Source organism: Victivallis sp., assembly GCF_048170485.1.
Lineage (GTDB): Bacteria > Verrucomicrobiota > Lentisphaeria > Victivallales > Victivallaceae > Victivallis.
The window spans coordinates 1-16,798 of the sequence record NZ_DBEXAY010000114.1 but is presented as its reverse complement, the minus strand read 5'-3'; the positions used below and the strand labels follow the sequence as shown (position 1 = coordinate 16,798).

The window sequence follows — 16,798 nt, the reverse complement described above, 5'->3', positions numbered from 1 at the left end:
TCAATAAACTCGACATCATCAGTCCAGTTGTGTTGAAACAGGTCTACCGGAAGAACAATCTGGAAAATGTTCTGCCGTTCGATGAGTTTCAGGAGATGTTCAGCGTTTCGGACTACTCTCCCAAGCGCGCCTTTCTCGACTCGGCGTTTGCGCAGAAGCTGAGCAAACGCAATCTTTCCGTCGTGGATATTGAACGGCTGGAAGCCGATTACCGGCGGCAGCTGGCCTCCCTCGATCTGGGCATGTTCCGGATCTCCATGGGAAAAAATTACCTAATTCCGCCGGAAACCGCTTCAAAAATTCTCAATGAGATTCCCCAGACCTGGATGGAAATTTATCGCCAGCAGGAGGGGGAAAAACTTCCCCAGGTTGATCTTGACAGTAATATGGAAAAAAGGTTGCGCAACGAGCTCCAGAACAGTCGTCTGCTCGCCATCGACCGGGCTGCCGTTTACAACGAACAGATGCTGGAACTGTGCGACAAACTGATTCCCCTGCTGCAGGAGCGCAATCTCGCATTGCCGACCGGAGAGTATCTTCCGGATCTCATCAAAATGCTTCAGAATGTCAAGACCTATCAGCTGAATATTCTGCAGAGCATGGTGTTCAGCAGCAAAGAGTTGCAGAACAATCTGGATCACCTTTTTCTCCAGAGTCAGATTCAGCAGCTGGAGAACGACCAGAGCTATGCAAAATTGAAATATCAGAACCTCAACCAGGCACTTTCCATCCTTCAGGACAAGAGTCCGAATCTTCTTGCTGACGACAAGAACAATAAGGATAATGCCGTTCAGATCAACTTTGATGCCAATCTTTTCAATCAAATTACCGAACTGGTTCGCCGGGATACCGGAAACGCCATGCGACGTCAATTGGCGAATCTCTCTCTGGAACTGGGCGAAGAAATGGCGGCGACGGAGTCCCGGTTGCAGTACTACAAACAGTTGCTCAACAATATGAATGGGAAAGCTCAGACAACAACAGCAACCAAAGAGCAGTTCACCTCTCTCTTCAATGCGACACTGGCCAATATGGCTGATCTCGGGAAAAAAGTTCGCGAGTTCAAACAGATGCTGACCGAAGAATATCTTTCCGGTCTGAACTTTTACGTGCCGGTCGGCCAGACCATCCAGACAACGGACCGGTTGATCTCCCTTCCAAAACTGGGGGCGATCCTCTTCGGACTCTGGGTCGTCTTCAACGCTCTCATGCTGACCATCTCCTTCGGCAAAGAATGGCTGCAGCGGGAAAACGCCGCCTGATTTCATGGAAGGGAAAGCGGAACAGGCGCGCCGGCTGTTTCTGAGCGGCGCCAACTGCGCCCAGGCGGTGCTCGGCGCATTCCACGAGGAGTGCGGCCTGGACCGCGAAACAGCACTGCGCCTCGCCTCCGGGTTCGGCGGCGGGGTTTCCCGGTTGCGCGAGATGTGCGGAGCGCTTTCCGGCATGATCCTGGCGGAAAATCTGATGCACGGCTACTCCGACCTCACCGACAAGGCGGTCAAGGATGCGCATTACAAACGCATCCGCGCCCTCGTGGAAGAGTTCCGGCGGGAAACCGGCGCTATCCTCTGCCGGGAACTCTTGGGGCTAGCCCCCGGCCAAAGCGATGAACCGGTTTCAGAGGCCCGTACCGGGGAGTATTACCGCAAGCGCCCCTGCGCCGAAATAGTCGCACTCGCAGCCGGAATCCTCGACCGGTTCGAAAAAAACAACAGCTGACGCCACCCCCGCCGGCGATGAAAGGAGCTCACCAATGCGCACCGTTCTGGACCGTTTTCTGGACTACATCGGATTCGACACCCAGTCGAATGACTCCACCGGAACTCACCCTTCAACGCCCGGTCAGTTCGAGCTGGCCCGCCATCTGGCCGAGGAACTCGAGGCCATCGGCGCAGAAAAAGTCCGCGTTTCCGAACACGCCTGCGTCACCGCTTGCCTGCCGGCCACGCCGGGGCTGGAACAGATTCCTCCCCTCGGCTTGATCGCCCATCTGGACACCTCCGACGCCGCAAGCGGCCGGGAGATCCATCCGCAGATCGTCAAGTACACCGGGGGAACAATTCCGCTGGGCAAGAGCGGGAAAACGCTCGATCCGGCCCGTTTCCCGTTTCTCAACCGGCTGACCGGCCACACGCTGATCACCACCGACGGCACCACGCTGCTCGGCGCCGACGACAAGGCGGGAATCGCGGAAATCATGACCGCGGCGGAACAGATTCTCACCCGGAATCTGCCGCACGGCACCCTCTGTATCGGCTTCACCCCCGACGAAGAGATCGGTGAAGGCACCCTCTGTTTCGACGTCGCCGCCTTCGGGGCCGCCTATGCCTACACGCTCGACGGAGGCGCCGCAGGCGAGATCGAGTACCGGAACTTCAACGCGGCGGAGGCGGAGGTGAAGATCCGCGGCGTCAATGTTCACCCCGGTTCGGCGAAAGGGATCATGGTCAACGCCCAGAAGGTCGCATTCGCATTCGACGCCATGCTGCCTGCGGCGGAAACGCCGGAAGCGACTGACGGATTGGAGGGGTTCTTCCACCTGGCCCGCACCTCCGGCACCGTCGGGGAGGCACAGCTGACCTACCTGCTGCGCGACCACGACGCGGAGAAGTTCGCCGCACGCAAGGAGAAACTCCGGGAGATCGCCGCACAACTGAACCGGCAATACGGCGAAGGAACCGTCACGGTAACCTGCCGCGATCAGTACCGCAATATGGAGGAGGTGATCGCCCGCCATCCGCAACTGCTGGAAATTGCGCGCCGGGCGGTCCGCGAGGCGGGTCTTGTGCCGTCGGAACCGCCGATTCGCGGCGGCACCGACGGCGCCCTGCTCTCGTTCCGCGGCCTGCCCTGCCCCAACCTCGGCACCGGTGGATACAATTTTCACGGGGAGAGCGAATTCGCCTCGCTGGAGGAGATGGAGAGGTCGGTTGAGGTGATCCTCGGAATCGTCCGGGGTTTTCTCCGGGAACCGCCCCGGCCGATGCACGGCTGAGGCGGAGCAACGGAGCTTCCCCCCCTCACTGCCGGCCGGGAATCTCCACCTGTTCCACCTCCATCACGCAGGGGTAATCCCCGGAACCGGCGGAATAGAGTTTGCCGATGAAGCGGCATTCTCCGGCGGCGGTGATCTCGTCGAAGCGGGATTTTATCGCCGGAGGCAGCGCCGCCGGAATCGACGCCTCCACCCCGCCCGGAGACACCAGTTGCACCTGCAGATATTCGCCCGGCTGGAGGTTCGGGAAGACCACCCGCTCCGCCCCCTCGCCCGCCGGAGCGATCCGGGCGGAGAGCATCGCGTTTTTCCCGTCGAAACGGCGCCCGGAATCCCGATGGAGCATCTCGAATTTCACCGTGGCGCAGCGGTCCGGCATCAACGGTTCGAGCAGCAGCAATCCGGCGATACCGATCACACCGGCGACGACGGTGGAAAGCAATCCGATTTTCAGCCAGTAGAAGAAGGTGATGTTGACCCCGGAGCGCTTCTCAAGCATGCCGAGCGCGACGATGTTCGCGGTACTGCCGATCATCGTGATGTTGCCGCCGAAACAGGCGCCGAGCAGCAGCGCCCACCAGAGCGGAAGATCCTTGACGCTGGAGGAGAGCTGTTCGATCACCGGACAGAAGGCGGCGACGAAAATCACGTTGTCGATGAACGCCGAACCGACCGCCGACACCGTGAAGATGAAGGGGACCAGCGCGGTGATTTCCGTGCCGCAGACGCCGGAGAAATATTTCGCCATCACCCGGTCGACATGGGTGTATTCCAGAGTTCCGGCGACGGCGAACAACAGCATGAAGAAGAGGAGGGTCCACCAGTCCACCTCCTGTTCGATGTAGTAGCGTGCGCGGTTCTGGCGGAGAATCATCACCACACCGGCGCAGATCAGCGGCGTGATCAGCAGGACACTGTTCTTGGCCAGCCCGAAAAAGCTCTCCAGCGGGTGGTGCGAAGCGATGGCGAGGATGGTCAGCGTAATCAGCACCAGTCCCGGCTTGTAGGGGACGTCGACCACCGGAGCGAGCGACAACCCCTGATCGAGCCGGTTCTTCAGCCGCACATCGAACTCCCGCAGCTGGCGGCGGAAACAGAAGAGCATCAGCGCAACCGTGGCGAACAGCACCGCCAGCATCAGCGGGAACGACCAGATCATGAAGTCGCCGAAGGTGAGTCCGCCCTTGTTGCCGATGTAGATGCCGACCGGGTTGCCCATCATGGTTCCGGCGCTGCCGACGTTGGTGGCGAGCACCGCGATGAGGATGTAGGGGGTGGGATTGAGTTTCAGCCGGTCGCACACCTGAAAGATCAGCGTCGAGACAAAGATGATCGACGTGACCTCATCGACCGCGCAGGCGAGCAATGCCGAGGCGACGGCGGTGACGGCGGTGAACTTCCAGCCGGTCAGGCGGGGCATGGAGACGATCAGCTGCACGATCCAGGTGAAAAAGCCGAGATCCCGCAGGGCGCCGACGATCACCATCATGCCGACCAGAAAGAGGATCACCTCCAGCGAGGAGGAGGAGACGAACTGTGGAATGTTCAGCGAATTGGTGAAGATCAGCACCGCCAGTCCAAGGAAGGCGATTGCAAGCCGGAACCCCCAGAAGAAGAGCGTCCCGAAGATGATGGCGACGAAGACGGCGCAGGCGGTCGCCTGATGGGATTCCAGCACCGTGGCGGCGCCGCCGATGCCGACCAGCAGGGCGGCGCCGAGCAGGATGGCGAAGCGGATGAGCATGGCCCGGGGAGAGAGCGGAGCGGAAGCAGATTCTTCATGCATGGCGGAGGTCCTCCCGAATTATTCCCAGAAAAGTTTTGCGCAGAATTCCTTGAGTTCGACCACGCCGGCGAGTTTTCCGCCCGGCCCGGTGATGATCAGCTTGCGGATCTGGTGAACCAGAAAGAGCTTCGCCAGCTGAACCGCCGGAACCTCGCGGTCGACGGTGACAAACTCCTCGCGCATGATGTCGGCGACCCGGGTGTCGTCCGCGCTCTTGAGCATGTCCGCGAAGGGCTGGAAACGATAGATCGGCGTCAGGTCCTCCATCCAGAGCAGGTGTTCCGGCAGGCTGAATTTGAGCAGATCCGTGAGGGAGACCACGCCGCGCAGATCGCCGGTGTGGTCGATGACCACCACCTCGTCGATGCCGCTGGTGGCGAAGGTGCGGATCGCCGTCTGGAGGGTATCGTTTTCGTAGAGCGTCACTACATTGCCGCGCATGACGTCGGCGGCTTTGAGGTAGGTCGGCATCGTGTGTTCACTGCCGGAGAAGCAGCTGATCACCTCGGCGGGGGTCTTCAGCGCGGCGACGTGGTCAACCATCCCCTCGCTGCCGAAGTCGCCGGCGAGCGCGGCGAGCAGCTGCATATGCAGATTGGGTTCATCGACCGGGGTCAGCAGCAGGATGACGACCTTGACCGGCCCCATTTCCGACGCGAAATCGATCCCGTCGGGGAGGCACGCCATCGCCACCAGCGGTACGGCGAGATCGGGGATGCGGGCGTGGGGCACGGCCAGACCGGGAGCGATGACGGTGGGGAAAAGTTCCTCCCGTTCCTTGACTTCACGCGCGGCAAGTTCAAGATCCAGCTCCGGATGGTGTCGTTTGAGCATGGCGAGCAGCAATCGGAGCAGTTCGTCACGATTGGGACTTTTCACGTTGCAGAGAATGTTGTTCGCAGACAGGAAATCGTGGAAATGTCGCAGGGTCTCGGTCATGAGCAAATTCCTCCCGGCCGTCTGGCGCTTCAGAGTGTTGACTGCTTCGGACAGGGGTAATATATGCCCGGATTTTCTGGATTACAAATCCCCATGCCGCGCCGGGGGAGAAATTCCGGTCCGCCGCGGATGCGGAAGTTCCGGCGGCCGCCCGTGCTCCGCCCCTCCCGCCAAGAGGAATCCGCCTACCCGGCAGGCGCTTCCGGCAGAACGGATGTTTTTCACAAGAAATTCCATTTTTCTCTTGACAACACGAAAAAAATGGGTATATTTAATAACGTCATACGTATGATTCAACAGTTTTCCGAAATGGTTTGCGTGACCGGAAGAACAGCGGAAGGATATTTTTCGATTATGGCGATGACGATGACGGAACTGGCGAAGCGGCTGAATCTGTCGCAGTCCACGGTTTCGCTGGTGCTGAACAACCGGGACAAGGGGCGGGTTCGCCCGGAGCTGGCGGAGCGAATCCGGCAGGAGGCGGCGGCGACCGGGTTCCGGCTGAACCGGGCGGCCTCGGACCTGCGCCGGCGGCGCTCGAACACGATCGGCGTGGCGCTGGCCTACTCCAACAACTTCTATCGGGCGGAGCTGGTGACGGCGCTGCACGCCGAGATCGTCCGCCGTGGCTACCGGCCGCTCTTCGCCTTCTTCAACAACGACATGGAACAGCGGTCCGCCACGCGGCTGCTGCTGGACAACAACCTCGATGCGATCATCACGCTGGAGCCGCAGTGGCTGCCGGACCATCTCGATCTGCCGGTGGTCAGCCTCTTTCATCCGGATCCGCGGTTCGACGCGGTCCTGCAGGATGCGGAAGCGGGGTTGCGCCTGACGCTGGAGTGCCTCCGTGAGCTGGGGCACCTCCGGCTCGGCTGGTATGGCTATGACGAAAGCGACGAACGCTCCCGGCTGCTGCCAATTCTGGCGCATGAATACGAGATGGAACTGCCGGAGGAGTTCACAATCCGGCGTTCGGATATTTACCGTCTGGTTGAAAACCGGCAAATCTTTGAACCGCTGTGCCGCGCGCCCCGCGCCGAACGGCCGACCGCGCTCCTCTGTCACAACGACACCATCGCGATCACGATTCTGCGGCGACTTCACGAATGCGGACTGCGAGTTCCGGAAGATCTGAGTTTGATCGGGCATGATAACGTCGACTTGTGTGAACGGCTGGTGCCGACGATCACTTCGGTCGGATACGGGAGCCGGGAGCTTCTGGCCCGCAAGCTGGTGGACCGGGTACTGGAACGCCTGGCATGTCCGGAACAGCCCCGAAGCGTCGAAGTTCTGCCGCCGCAACTGTTCTGCCGCGAGAGCATCGGTGCTCCGCGCATTTGAGAAAGGAATCGAAAAAGATGAATCTGCAGGAATTGGAAGAGGCGCGGAAGCGACTGGATCAACTGCCGCCCTCTCCGGAAAACTGGCATGCCCGGCTGCCGCTTCTGAAACGGCTGGACGATCTGTTCAGCTGCCCGGAGCTGGAGAACGACCCGGCACTGAACCGCTTCTACCATGAGGTATGCCGCCGGGTGATTGCGGAAATCCGCACCTGGCACGGCCCCGGCGTCCGGCTGTGGAAGCTGTACAGCTCGGCCGTTCTGGTCAAGGAGGAATCCGGACGGGTAACCGGTTTCGATCTGAACGAGGGTTGCACCCCGGCAGGCGAACGGCGCACCCGGCTGCGGCTCTCCCCGGGGCTGGTGGAGGAGTTCGCCGAGTTGGTTGACCGGATGTTCTACACGCACGGCCACCTCGATCACCTCGGGCTGGCGGTGGCGGATGCGCTTCTGCTCCGCGGGAAACCGGTTGTCGCGCCCGGGGATGCGGTACGTCAGTGGCTGCTGGAGGGGGCAACTCCGGCGGAAGAGCTGCACGAACCGGAGGTCCGCTGCTACCGCGGCGTTCAGCACATGGCGGGCCGGGAAGATGTGCCGAACAGTGCGTATGCGGTCACGTTTCAGCCCGGAGTCACACTGCTGGTGCGCGGCGACATCTACCACTGGGAGGATCTTGCGCCGATCTACGAGCGGATTGAAGCGGAAAAAATACGGATCGATCTGATGGCCACCAGCCCCTTCTATCAAAGCGGACCGGATCCGGTGCTGGAGGCGTACCGCAGGTTTCACTGCCGTTTTCTGCCGATCCACGAATGGGAGTTCGGCCACCGGCTGCCGGTCGGGAAAGCGGGGCGCGCCACCCAGACCTATGAGGATCTTTATGAAAATTTCCGCATTCCGGGTGAAGCCGGGGATTGCATGGCTTTGACATGGGGCGAATCCGCCGAATTGATTTCAACCGTTTCAGCCAACAGGAGGGAAAGAAATGAAAAAGCGGTTTACACTTATTGAACTTCTCGTAGTAATAGCAATTATTGCGATTCTGGCGTCCATGCTGCTGCCCGCGTTGAATAAAGCGAGAGAAAAGGCGCGCCAGACCACCTGCCTCAACAATCTGAAGAGCTGCTGGCACGCCCAGGCCCTTTATGCGGAGGATTTCAACCAGTACAATATCATCTGGATGAAATGGGGGGGCGCCGCCCAGGTCACCTTCAGTTCGGTTCTGACTCTGGGGAAATACAGCAACGGCTGGCCGGATGAGAGCAAGCCGGATCAGAACTACATTCCGATCCGTTTCCTGCGCTGTCCGACCGCGTTCGCCGGCGTTTCCCCCGAAGTGGAGAAAAGCAAGAAATCGGAGGTGCTCAACTATCTGGTCTACGGAATGCATCGGGAATACGGCAGGGAGAACTATCAGGATGAACTGGGAGATTACTGCATCGTCTCCCCCAACGGCACGGTCGCCCACTCTCTGAAGAAAATGAAGAAGCCGAGCCGGACCATCCTCTTCGCGGACACCTTCGGAAACAACGCGGGCAGCCTCGGTACGGCCGGCCCGTGGTACATCTGGAATCCCGGCGGGTTGAACGGCAATGCTGGCGTCGCCTTGATTCACTCCGGCAGGGCAACCGCGGTATTCAGCGACGGGCACGCCGCCACGCTCTCCAAAGGAGACCTGATACAATCCCCCTACAAATTTTCGGAAAACGCAATTTACATGCCGTGATTTCAGGAGGGACAAGGGATGAAATTTCTTTTGCTGCTGCTGGCCCTGTCCAGCTTCCCGTGGAGTGCGTTCTGCCGGGAAATCACGATATTGGACTGTGAACGCGAACAGCCCGACCTCACCCTGTTCCAGGCAGACAGAAACGGTCAGGAATATGACTACCTCCCCCGGGATGGACGAACCATGCTCCAGCTCCGCTACAATCCGGAACGGGGAACCCATTTCGAATTCTTTTTTCATAAACGATTTCCGCTGCCGGAATTCAAACGGGCCCGGTTCCGGGTGAGCGTCGACCTGCCGGAATCGGCACAGCTGTCGCGGTTTTCGCTGCGGCTGCGTGACAAGGACAATGAGATCTTTCAGTTTCCCTGCGTCCTGACCGGGAAGAAGCCGGGAATTCAGACACTCGTCTTCGACGTTTCCGCGGAACCGGGCATCAAGACCTGGGGCGCCGGAAACAAAGGAAACGGAAAAATCAATTTCCCGGCGGTTCTGCACGGCTTTGCCGGGGATTTTCTCAAGGGGGCCAGAGGGGAAGGCAAGGTCGGAATCGCCGCAGTTTCCATGGAGTCCGACCGTGCGGCCGCGACGGAAGAGCCGCTGGAACTTTCGGTGGAAACCGGCAATCCGCTTCCTCTTCTGACGCCGGATTCCGCTGCAACGCCGATTCTCCGGTTCCTCAACCGGCAGGGAACGCCCTTTTCCGCCGAAGCCGATTTCACGCTCCGTGATGCAATGGGAAATATCACCGGGAATGGAACGCTGACACTCTCTCTTCCGCCGGGGCAGAGCACGGCCCACCCGCTTCCCGTTCCGGAACGGTTCGGCGTCTGCTACGTCGATGTGACGGTCAAGCCGACGGGGGAAAACGGCCGCGACATCCGTCGGACCGTGCAGTTCGCCAGGCTGGTTCCGGCCGGTCCGACCGCCGGATTTCCCCGGGGATTCCGCTTCGGCGTCTGCGATCACCCGGAACGGTATCCGCTGGACGAGCAGAAGAAAATGGCTCTGGCGGCCGCGCTCTGCGGCGTCAAGACCTTCCGTTGCGACATCGGCTGGCAGACCATGCAGCCGCGCCCGGACCGGCTGGTCTTCCGAAGCTTCGACCGGATCGCCGCCGACTACTCCGAACAGGGAATCGAACTTCAACCGATCTTCAGTTTCGTGCCGTCCTGGGCGGTGGATCGGAACAAGCCGCTGCTGGAACCCGGCTTTCAGGGCGGCTGGGGCTGTCCGCGGGGCGACGCCGTACGGGAGTTTGCCGCGAAATTCGTGGAACGCTACCGCAATAAATTTCATTACATCGAGATCTGGAACGAGTCCGATCTGTTGATTTTCGCCCGGTTCTCCGGTGACGATTACGTCGAACTTCTGAAAAACGCATTTCAGGCGATCCGGCAGGCGGCGCCGGAGGTGAAGGTGATGACCGCCGGATTCACCCGGCTGCCCGGACGGGGACGGATCACCAGTGATCCGGATGTGATGATCAAAACGATCCGGGACGGCAAGGGCTATTACGACATTTTCAGCTACCACGGCCACGGAATGTTCTGGGGGTTCGCCAACGGAGTTCTCGGATTTCAGCAGCTTCAGCGGCAATACGGCAACGTCACCCCCTTTTACGCGACGGAAACGGCGGTGAGCGCCGTCAACATTGGAGAACTGCCGCAGGCGGAAACGTTGTTCAAAAAACTGATTTTCGCCTGGGCGCACGGTGCCGTCGGCTACAACTGGTACAATCTGCGCAACAAGGGGAACGATCTGCGCAACAGCGAACACAATTACGGCATGTTGACACACGATTTTCAGCCTAAAGCGGTTTATGTCACCTACAATATGCTCTCCGGAACATTCCGGGACGGGCGCTTTCTGAGTGAGGTCCCGCTGAATGGAAAAGCTCTTGGTTACTTTTTCAAAGGGCGTGACGGCGCCATTCTGCTGCCGCTCTGGAAGGAGGAACGCAACTCAAAAAATCCGACATTTCTCTTCAAGGGGATCTCAGGCAAAGCCGAACGGATCGACCTCTTCGGCAACGTCAGCAACGTTCCGGTCAGGGAAGGAGTGGTTCTGGCGGAAGCCGGCGAACATCCCGCAGTCTACCGTTTTCCCGGCATGAAGAAGCCGCCGGAAGCGGCAGGAGAGCTTTTCCGCAACGATTTCAGCTGGACCATATACCCCGGCCGGAAGCAGGAGTTTCGCGGCATGCTGCGCAATCCTTTCTCCGCGTCCCGCCGGTTCAATCTGAAACTGGAATTGCCAGAGGGGATCAGGTGCGAAACGGAGACGGTTTCCGTAACTCTGGCAGGCAATGCAGCCCGGGAGATCCGCTTCCCGCTGTGTTCGAAGAATGAATTCGCCACGAAACCAGGTGTTCCCCTTCAGGCGGAGCTGCAAATCGAAACAATCGGATTGAAACAGAAACTTCATTATCCGATCAGCTGCTCTTCGGCCTTTCCCTCTTTCGGATTCAGCAGCAGGCCGAATTTCACTGCCGACGGGGCAGATGCGGTGAAGATTCTGGTCCCCTCGGAACCGACCAGCGCGCACCTGGTGTGGCGCGGTCCGGAGGATCTCAGCTTCAAGGTGTGGGGGGCTTACCGGGGTGATACTCTATGCTTGAAAGTGGAAGTCCGGGATGATGTTCATTTTCAACCCTTCACCGATGCGGCAAAACAGCCGGACGGCGATTATGTGCACCTCTTTCTGAAGCTGCCGGAACAGAACGGCTACTGGGAACTTGGCATGGCAAAAGCGGAAAAAAATCGACCGCAAGTCCACTGCCGACAGTTGCCGCCCGCATTCGCCAGCCGCCGAAAAGAAATTGAGCAGGCAATGAAAATCGAATTCAGCCGGGACGACAAACGAAAAGTTTCTCACTATTCGCTGGAAATTCCAAGGAAGAGCATCGCCCTCTCTCCGCAGTGTGCCAAAACCGGCTTTCTGTTCAACATTCAGGTTGCCGACAACGACGGAGAAGGCAGGGAGAGCCTGACCTGTCTATCGACAGACTTCTGGGATGCCGCCCAGGCATTCCCGGTTCATAAACAGTAACTCGCCTCCCTTTATGCTTCTGCCGGGAGATGAAACACCCGGCAGGAGTTGCTCCCGCCGGGTGTTGATGTGCCGGATTCCTTACGCTTTCGGCGGCTCCGGCGCGGCGGCGTCCTGACGGTCACTCTTCACCTTGCCGAGGTAGTCCGGCAGGTCCAGCCCCGCCATTCCCGCCACGTCGTGCAGCGGCGGCAGACTCTGTATCATGCCGGAGAGAAAGTTCGCCGTCGTGGTCTTGCCGTCCGCACTCTTGCTGCCGCCATCCCAGACCGTGACCTTGTCGATCTTGATCCCCTTGATCGCTTCGGCCTGCAGCGCAACGATGTCCTGCAGTTTTTCGATCAACAGCATCTTCGAGGCGGCGTTGGCGTCGTTGTCGCAGGCGGCGATGATCTGCTTGTAACCTTCGCCCTTCGCCTTCAGAATTTCATAGTTGCCGCGCGCTTCGGCTTCCAGTTTGGCGTAGATCGCGTCGGCCACACCCTTTGCCTCGCGGCGGGTCTTCTCCGCTTCGGCGTCCGCGGCGATTTCGATCTGCTCCTTGCTGATCTCCGCCGGAACGATCACCTCCGCCTTCTGGCGCTCCTCCTCCAACCGGGCGCGGGAGATCTGCGCATCGGCTTCCGCTTCATACTTCGCCTTCTCAATCTGGGCGGCGGCAATCTGACGCGCCGCTTCCGCGCGGCGGTAGGCCTCGGCCTCCTGTTCCGCCCGGGTCGCATTCGACTGGGCAATCTCAATTGCCGAAATGTTTTCCCCCTGTGTCGCGGCGGAGTCCGCCTGCTTGACCGCGATACGGCGATCGCGTTCGGCTCCGGCTTCGCCCGCGGCCGCTTCCGCTTCGGCCTGTTTCACCGCGATGCGCTGGTCGCGTTCGGCTCCGGCTTCGCCGACGGCGGCGGCGGCTTCGGCCTGTTTCACGGCAATGCGCCGTTCCCGTTCGGCGTCGGCTTCGCCCGCGGCCGCCTCCGCCTCCGCTTTCGAAACGGCAATGCGTTCGAGTTTGTGCGCCTCGGCCGCACCGATGCTCCCCTTGCGGGTCTCTTCGGCCACGTCGATCTTCGCCTTGTTGATCGCCCCGGCGGCAGCGCGCTGCCCGATCGCCTTGATGTAGCCGGATTCATCGGTGATGTCGGTGATGTTGACGTTGAGCAGTTCCAGACCGAGCTTCTTGAGCTCTTCGGCCACGTTCGCTTCGACGGCGCGCAGGAAGGTTTCGCGGTCGGCGTTGATCTCTTCGATCATCATCGAGGCGATCACCAGGCGGAGCTGACCGAAGATGATGTCCTTGGCCAGTTCGGCAATCGCTTCCGGCGTCTGCCCGAAGAGGCGCTCCGCCGCGTTGCCCATGATTTCCGGACTGGTGCTGACGCCGACGGTGAAGACCGACGGAACGTTGATGCGGATGTTCTGTTTGCAGAGCGCGTTGTCCAGGTTGACCGCGATCTGCAGCGGCCGCAGCGAGATGTACCCGTAGTCCTGAAACACCGGCCAGACGAACTTCGCACCGCCGTGGATGCAGAGCGCCGCTTTGGTGCCGTGGGTCTTACCGAAGATGACCATGATCCGGTCAGACGGACACTTGCGGTACCAGGTGACCAGCGAAATGAAGATCATCAAAAGGACAAATGCGGCCAGTGCGGCCAGTACGACAGTTCCCATTCTTCCGAAGTCTCCTTGGGGTTGGATGGTTTACGGGAAAATTTCAATTCTCGTTGCGGCGGACGAGAAACACCTCGCCGCCGAGGTCGCTTTCAATCACCACGTCACAACCGGTGGCGATCTCCTCGTCGGCGCGCGCCTTGACCTGCCGGGTGCAGTTTTCCAACAGGACCGTGACCATTCCGCCGGGCTGGCGCCCCGCGGGGATGGTGAGGTAGACCGTGCCCTGCCGGCCGAGGAAGTCGACGCTGCGGAGATTGCCCGACTGCTGCAGTTTCAGCAACAGCGAAATCACCAGCGCAGTGAGGAACATCATCAGCAGGCCGCAGCCGAACGCAATCGCAAGCCCGCCCCAGCCGAGATGGCCGAAAAAGAAGCCGCCCCAGCCGAAGAAGGTCAGAAACGCCACGATGCTCTTGAGCGAGAAGAAGTTCAGCCCCTGGATGTCGGCGATGTCGTGCGCCTCCGGCTGGAAGTCATCCGGAATGCCTTCCGCGCCGAGGTCCGCCTCGCCGCCATGGAGCCCGATGACGGTCAACGTGAACAGAATCGCGAAAATCACCGATCCGAAGACTGCGATAAACAGGTAGATCTTCTGGCTGCTGGCGAGAAATTCCCCGGCGGATTCCATCATGTGCCCGTCCCCCCGTTTCCTTGGTATTGAAAAGTAAATTCCGTTTCCGCGTTTAGCATATCATACATGAGACGGATTTCAACCGGGAAATCATCCCAGCGGGAAAAAAAATCCCGTTTTTTTACCGCCATGCAGTCAGGATGTTTCGTTTTCCTCTTCAGTTTCGGGAAAAAAACACCGTGTTTTCACCATCGGCACATTCGAATTGCACTCCTGACGCGCAACGGCAGTACGGTCGCCGCGGAAACCGGATTTCGCTGAATCAAGTGAAACACCGACTCCTCACGCCGTAACCAATCCGGTATTTTCGGCATGCTTTTCCGGCAGGGGAATATCGCTCATGAATGCCGGATGATAACTTTCCGATTTCATGGGGAATGGCAGAGAGATCGCATTCCGAATCCGCCCGGGAACCGGCGATACACCCTCTTTTCATAATGAAAAATCACTTAACGTACTTCGCAGGAACCGGAAGAGAGAAAAGGATTCTACTTCGCCGTCCCTCCTCCTTTCCGATGCCGCGCCCCGGTCATAGTTCCTCGGAAATCGATTTGATCGCCCAAACGCCTTCCTTTGAAATCAGGCTGAACTGGTATACCCGTCCGCGCGGTTCGCTCTTCACCAGAACCGAAGTGACGTCACGGCTGCTTTTCTTCAGCTTGACCGCTCCGGTGATTACTGCCGGACAGAAATTTTTTTCTGCAAACACTCCTTCCCTATACGTGGAAAGAGTAAATTCATCCGGCCTGTAAGTCATGCGCACAAGTTGATCCAGATCATGTTTTTCGATTGCTTTCAATACTTTCTCCATAAACGCCGCCTGTTCCACAGTAACCGGCACCGCCACTTGTTCGGCGAGCACCAGCTCCTCCGCATCGCCCGGCAGAAACAGCCAGATTGCCGTGATAATCAGAAGCATCAGAATTGGAATGAGCAGTTTCATTGTTGCCATGTCTCCGCTTTTTTGATCATTCGGTCAAAGAAATGTTTCGTATCTTATATTTCCCCTGCCGGTCTCTGCGCAGGCTGAATTGATAAGTCTCGTTTCTCGGTTCGCTGAATACAAAAACGGAAATGTTGTCGGGACGGTGAGAATGAATCAGTCTGGCGCAACCGGTTGGCTCCGCCGGGTGAAATTCTTCGCGCAAGAAAAGTCCTTTCACGTACATTTCCTCAAAATCGCTACGATCCCACTCCAGCATGAGTGCATAGAGCTTTCCCCAGTCGCGTTTTCTTATCTCTTCCAGTGCTTTTTTTACCGTTTCCAGCGGCTCTTCCGTTCCCTGTTCCACCTTCTCCATCCGCCTCAGTTCATCAAGATAGGATGGCTTGTAAAACACCCATAACGCCAGTATGAAAAGCGCCAGAAAGCTTATTCCGTAAAACAAATAGCGGCGATTGAACTTTTCCATGATGCAACGACCTATTCATATTCCCCCGGAGTAAGATCCAGCGCTTCGAAATCCGACCGGGTCAAACAATACCAGGCATCTGTCGTCCCCAGCCAGCCGACGACATTGCTGCGTGCAAAGCCGCTGTCATCGAATTCACCGATCCGTTCCGGAGAAACATGTCCGTCAGCCCAAGTGACGTTTGCAGTGCCGTTGTGGCGGAAGTGCTGGGTAGCCACGTTGCTGAAAAGTCCGCCGACACCGGGTACTTCGCTTCCGTTACGCGGTTGAAGATAATAAGGATAGACTTGAAAAACCTCTCCTCCCGACGTTTTCTGCTCAATGGTATCACTGAGCATAACCGCCTTGCTGGGATTGAGAATGGCGGTGGCTCTGACTTTCGCGTAACCGGAAGTACAATTTCCTCCACTCGTTCCGTTTCTGAATCCGAACATGGTGTTCATGCCGTAACCGCCCCCCCGACAAACTCCCACAGACGAGTCTGTCGCGATTTCCGGAGTCGCCTCCTGCGGCCCCAGCTGGGCAATCGCCATGGAGGCAACTGACGGGCAACATTTGACATTGAGGCTGTTTGCATACTGTGTAATCAGTCCTGCAGTACGTAAATCAACCCGTTGCTGGCTCACGTTTTTAGCTACCCAGGTTCCCCGGGCACAGCACCAGCCACCGGTACAACCGGCCATCCAGTCATCATAATCCGCACTGTAGAGTACAGCCGCGGAACCCAGTTGCTTCAAATTTCCGGTACAACTGGCTTTTTTTCCGGATTCCCGTGCTTTATTCAATGCGGGCATCAGCATGCCGGCAAGGAGTGCAATTATTGCAATAACTATTAAGAGTTCTATCAATGTAAATCTGGATCGCGATATTCCGTTCATCATTTTCCCTTTCTGACATTATTTCCCTTGAAAAACGCATGTCCGCGGAGGGGTCTGCCGCGGACATGCGGCAGGGAGAGTGCGTTTCCGCTTTTTCTCTTCCCAAGATATCCACCCAATCTGATTGATTGCGGCTATTTCTTCACTGCCTGCACCGATTTGGCAGCCTTCTTCGAGCACTCACCGCCTTTGCAGCTCTTCTCCTGCACAGCTTTCTTCGAGCACTCGCCGCCCTTGCAGCTCTTCTTTGCGACCGAAACCGCCTGAGTTGTCTTTGCGACAGCCGCCGCCGTATCGTCATTGGCTCCCGCAGAAGCACATCCAATGCCGAATGACATCATGCCTGCGGCAATCATCGCCGAAAAGAAA

General features: G+C 58.6%; 15 protein-coding genes. 7 read left to right on the top strand and 8 right to left on the bottom strand.

Annotation, left to right across the window (positions count from 1 at the left end):
- The 3 genes from ACMLHG_RS06090 to pepT form a co-directional block, all read left to right on the top strand.
- Positions 1-1,262: hypothetical protein (locus ACMLHG_RS06090; protein WP_417169915.1), on the top strand; the 1,262-nt coding region annotated here is incomplete at its 5' end.
- 4 nt (positions 1,263-1,266) lie between these two features.
- On the top strand, positions 1,267-1,722 hold the full coding sequence (locus ACMLHG_RS06085; protein ID WP_295811221.1) for a C-GCAxxG-C-C family protein: 456 nt from the start codon (positions 1,267-1,269) through the stop codon (positions 1,720-1,722).
- A 34-nt stretch (positions 1,723-1,756) separates the two neighbouring features.
- Positions 1,757-2,998, top strand: a complete 1,242-nt coding sequence (gene pepT / locus ACMLHG_RS06080) for a peptidase T (RefSeq protein ID WP_417169914.1) — start codon at positions 1,757-1,759, stop codon at positions 2,996-2,998.
- A 25-nt stretch (positions 2,999-3,023) separates the two neighbouring features.
- On the opposite strand, the gene ACMLHG_RS06075 is transcribed toward pepT, so the two are convergent.
- Together ACMLHG_RS06075 and ACMLHG_RS06070 are read right to left on the bottom strand one after the other, a co-directional pair.
- A complete protein-coding gene (locus tag ACMLHG_RS06075) occupies positions 3,024-4,784 on the bottom strand; it encodes an SLC13 family permease (protein WP_295811227.1) in 1,761 nt (586 codons plus the stop codon).
- An 18-nt stretch (positions 4,785-4,802) separates the two neighbouring features.
- On the bottom strand, positions 4,803-5,723 hold the full coding sequence (locus ACMLHG_RS06070; RefSeq protein WP_294434167.1) for a PTS sugar transporter subunit IIA: 921 nt from the start codon (positions 5,721-5,723) through the stop codon (positions 4,803-4,805).
- A 354-nt stretch (positions 5,724-6,077) separates the two neighbouring features.
- On the opposite strand from ACMLHG_RS06070, the gene ACMLHG_RS06065 reads away from it, so the two are divergent.
- Genes ACMLHG_RS06065 through ACMLHG_RS06050 form a run of 4 tightly spaced genes read left to right on the top strand, consistent with a single transcriptional unit; the run spans position 6,078 to position 11,843 of the window.
- Positions 6,078-7,067 (top strand): LacI family DNA-binding transcriptional regulator, encoded by a 990-nt coding sequence (locus ACMLHG_RS06065; RefSeq protein WP_417169913.1) that lies wholly within the window; start codon positions 6,078-6,080, stop codon positions 7,065-7,067.
- A 17-nt stretch (positions 7,068-7,084) separates the two neighbouring features.
- Positions 7,085-8,077, top strand: a complete 993-nt coding sequence (locus ACMLHG_RS06060) for an MBL fold metallo-hydrolase (protein WP_417169912.1) — start codon at positions 7,085-7,087, stop codon at positions 8,075-8,077.
- Entirely contained in the window at positions 8,052-8,792 is a 741-nt protein-coding gene (locus tag ACMLHG_RS06055) for a type II secretion system protein (protein WP_417169911.1), read from the top strand. The genes ACMLHG_RS06060 and ACMLHG_RS06055 overlap by 26 nt, the downstream gene beginning before the upstream one ends.
- Positions 8,793-8,810: 18 nt before the next feature.
- Entirely contained in the window at positions 8,811-11,843 is a 3,033-nt protein-coding gene (locus ACMLHG_RS06050; RefSeq protein ID WP_417169910.1) for a hypothetical protein, read from the top strand.
- Positions 11,844-11,924: 81 nt separating this feature from the next.
- Here ACMLHG_RS06050 and ACMLHG_RS06045 read toward each other — a convergent pair whose 3' ends face one another.
- The 6 genes from ACMLHG_RS06045 to ACMLHG_RS06020 form a co-directional block, all read right to left on the bottom strand.
- Positions 11,925-13,505: a flotillin family protein gene (locus ACMLHG_RS06045; protein WP_295811241.1), complete on the bottom strand. Its 1,581-nt coding sequence runs from the start codon at positions 13,503-13,505 to the stop codon at positions 11,925-11,927.
- Positions 13,506-13,548: 43 nt separating this feature from the next.
- On the bottom strand, positions 13,549-14,139 hold the full coding sequence (locus ACMLHG_RS06040) for a hypothetical protein (RefSeq protein ID WP_417169909.1): 591 nt from the start codon (positions 14,137-14,139) through the stop codon (positions 13,549-13,551).
- A gap of 529 nt (positions 14,140-14,668) precedes the next feature.
- Positions 14,669-15,082, bottom strand: coding sequence for a hypothetical protein (locus ACMLHG_RS06035; protein ID WP_417169908.1), 414 nt, complete (start codon positions 15,080-15,082; stop codon positions 14,669-14,671).
- Between the two features lie 25 nt (positions 15,083-15,107).
- Positions 15,108-15,551: a hypothetical protein gene (locus tag ACMLHG_RS06030; RefSeq protein WP_294434175.1), complete on the bottom strand. Its 444-nt coding sequence runs from the start codon at positions 15,549-15,551 to the stop codon at positions 15,108-15,110.
- An 11-nt stretch (positions 15,552-15,562) separates the two neighbouring features.
- The gene (locus ACMLHG_RS06025) at positions 15,563-16,432 is read right to left on the bottom strand and encodes a prepilin-type N-terminal cleavage/methylation domain-containing protein (RefSeq protein WP_417169907.1); all 870 of its coding nucleotides are present in this window, start codon (positions 16,430-16,432) and stop codon (positions 15,563-15,565) included.
- Between the two features lie 131 nt (positions 16,433-16,563).
- Positions 16,564-16,798: hypothetical protein (locus ACMLHG_RS06020; RefSeq protein ID WP_417169906.1), on the bottom strand; the 235-nt coding region annotated here is incomplete at its 5' end.